At 73.8% G+C, this 2,427-nt stretch carries 3 protein-coding genes; all 3 read right to left on the reverse strand.

Features of this window, described 5'->3' with window-relative positions:
* Nucleotides 1-859, reverse strand: an 859-nt coding sequence (locus GA0115240_RS09405) for a DUF1684 domain-containing protein (protein ID WP_107407122.1), incomplete at its 3' end; no start/stop codon positions are given.
* Between the two features lie 163 nt (nucleotides 860-1,022).
* Nucleotides 1,023-1,142 (reverse strand): putative leader peptide, encoded by a 120-nt coding sequence (locus GA0115240_RS39165; protein ID WP_370673303.1) that lies wholly within the window; start codon nucleotides 1,140-1,142, stop codon nucleotides 1,023-1,025.
* Nucleotides 1,143-1,460: 318 nt separating this feature from the next.
* On the reverse strand, nucleotides 1,461-2,333 hold the full coding sequence (locus tag GA0115240_RS09410) for a non-homologous end joining protein Ku (RefSeq protein ID WP_093736205.1): 873 nt from the start codon (nucleotides 2,331-2,333) through the stop codon (nucleotides 1,461-1,463).
* Between the last annotated feature and the right edge of the window lie 94 nt (nucleotides 2,334-2,427).

The raw sequence follows: 2,427 nt of genomic DNA on the forward strand, positions 1-2,427 counted from the left end.
TGCGGCCGGACGCCTCCGGCGCCGGGACGGCGCGGCTGCCGCGCACCGGGTCGGTCGGGGTTTTCTCGCCGGCCTCGATCGGGACCGCCAGCCGGTTCTCGGCAGGCGGCAGCGGGCAGGTGGCCAGGTCGGTGTAGGCGCAAGGGAGATTCACGGCCCGGTTGAAGTCGACCAGCACCTTTCCGCCGGCGTCGGGGGCGTCGACGGCCAGCGACCGGTTGGCCGCGTAGGTGGTCACTCCGGAGGTGGCGTCGGTGAGCAGCAGGAACAGGCTGCCCGGGGTGCGGCCGTTGAAGGCGGTCAGCCGGTGCGTGGCGCCGTCGAGTTCGAACTCGACCTGGCCGGGGGCGTCGTAGACGTGCTGGAGGCCCTCGACCGCCGCGCCGACCGTGGTCGGGCGGGGCGCGTCGAACGGCAGGTAGCGGCCGGTGCGGGCCCAGCGCGGGTCCGGGGCGTAGGCGGGGGTGCCGGAGTAGGCCAGCCGCAGCCCGTTCTCCGGGTGGCGGGGACGCAGGATGTCGTGGCCGCCGCGCTTGGCGACCTCGATCACCGCGTCGCCGGCCTCCGGGAACAGGCCGCCCCGCTCCTCGATCACGCCGAAGTCGTGCCGGCCGCACAGCACATGGCCGTCGAGGATCAGCTGCTCGTCGCCGGACAGCTCCACCACCACGCCGTCGGCGGTGCTCGACCAGGCGCCGGGGGCGTCGGGAAAGCGGGTCGGGGTGGCGTCCAGCCAGTGCAGGCCGGTGATGGCGAGGAAACCGTGCGGGTCGGCGCGTACCTGTTCGTGCCGGGCGTGCCACTGCTCCCAGTCCTGGACGAAGGCGGCGTGGTCGGTCTCTTCGGCTTGTGCGGTCATGACGACTCCTTGGCTGAGGTGCGGTGCGCAAGGCGGGATGGGGGCGGTACGCGGTGTTCCTCGTGCTCGGCGGCGGCGCGGCGGGGCCGGGCCGACGGCCGGTGACCAGTGACCGGGAGGAAGGGGCGGTCGGGCGACGAGGGGTCGGGCGAAGGGAGCCCGCTCAGCAGCCGGTGCGCGGCCGCGCGGACATCCGGTGGTCCGGCCCCGGAAGGGCCCTCAGTACGCCCGGACACAGGGCGCCGGCGACACGCTGGAGGTCGATGTGCCGTCGCGAGAACATGGCAACGGTCGGCAGCGACCGCTCAGAGGTTTCCCGCACCGCGCCACCTCCCCGTCCCGATCGGCTCGCGCCTGGGCGAGCACGCACATGCCGGGCCGTCGTCAGCTCCGCCGGCCGGGTCCGTGGGCGCCGGCCCGTACGACCTGTCAGCACCGTAACTCCGCCGCGCGGTCGAGCACAATGCCGCCCGGCGGGGAGCCGTGGCCGTCCGGTCGCACCCGCTTCACCGCGTTCACCGCGCCCGAACCCGGCGTCCGGTTGCCGCCCCGTCCATCGGCGGCGCCGACCGGGTGAGCGCGGTGACAGGTCGCGGCGCGGTCATCCCGCGCGTTTGCGGCCCGCCTTCTTGGCCGGGCTCTTCTTCGCGGTCTTCCTGGCCTTGCGGTCGATGTCGTGCACGTCGGCCTTGCCCTTGTCCTGCCGGGCCTTGTCGGCCGCGGCCTGCAGGGTGGTCATGAGGTCGGTGACGCCGGCCTCCTCCTCCCGGGCGGGCCGCGCCTTGGGTGCGGCCTTGTGCCCGGCCTTGGCCTCGATGAGCGCCCGGACGGCTTCGGCGTACTCGTCGTGCATCTGGGCCATGTCGACGTCGCCGACGGCCCGGATGTAGTCGTCGGCCGCGGCCCGCTCGTCGTCGGTGATGTCGATGTCGCCGCGGGGGGCGGCGTCGCCGGCCGGGCGGAGTTCGTCGGGCCAGCGCAGCCGCTGGAGGACGAGGACATCGCCCTGGGCGTGGACGATGCCCAGGGCCTCGCCGGAGCCCCTGAGCGCGTACTTCCCCACCGCGGCCTTACCGGCTTTGGCCAGCGCCTCACGCATCAGCACGTAGGGCTTGTTGGCGGCGGGGGTGGAGGGCGCGAGGAAGTACGGCTGGTCGAACATCTCGCTCGGCACCGACGCCAGGTCGAGGAATCCGCTGACCTCCAGGGTCTTCGCCGTGGGCAGCGGCATCTCGTCCAGCTCGCGGTCCTCGATCGGCACCAGCCGCCCGTCGGGGGCTTCGTAGGCGCGGCCGATGTCGTCCTGCGTGAGCCGCTGGCCGTCCTCCTCGCAGGTCTTGACGTACTTGACGCGGCCCTGGTCCTCCCGGTGGATCTGCCGGAACGCCACCTTGTGGGAGTGGACCGCCGACTCCATCCGGATCGGGATCGCCACCAGGCCGAAGGTCAGGGTGCCGGTCCAGATCGGTGGCATGATGCGGCCCTTTCGCGTAGCCCCCTGGCCCCTGGTCGCAGACTAAGCCGGGTCCGAGCCGGGCGCAGGTCGAGCCGGGGGCGGGTCGAGCCGG

Source organism: Streptomyces sp. DvalAA-14 (assembly GCF_900091855.1).
In the GTDB taxonomy this organism is placed as follows: Bacteria; Actinomycetota; Actinomycetes; order Streptomycetales; family Streptomycetaceae; genus Actinacidiphila.

What these genes read in the sequence shown, in the direction of transcription:
- GA0115240_RS39165 (WP_370673303.1), bottom strand. Translation starts at nt 1,142, where the DNA reads ATGTTCTCGCGACGGCACATCGACCTCCAGCGTGTCGCCGGCGCCCTG.
- GA0115240_RS09410 (WP_093736205.1), bottom strand. Translation starts at nt 2,333, where the DNA reads ATGCCACCGATCTGGACCGGCACCCTGACCTTCGGCCTGGTGGCGATC.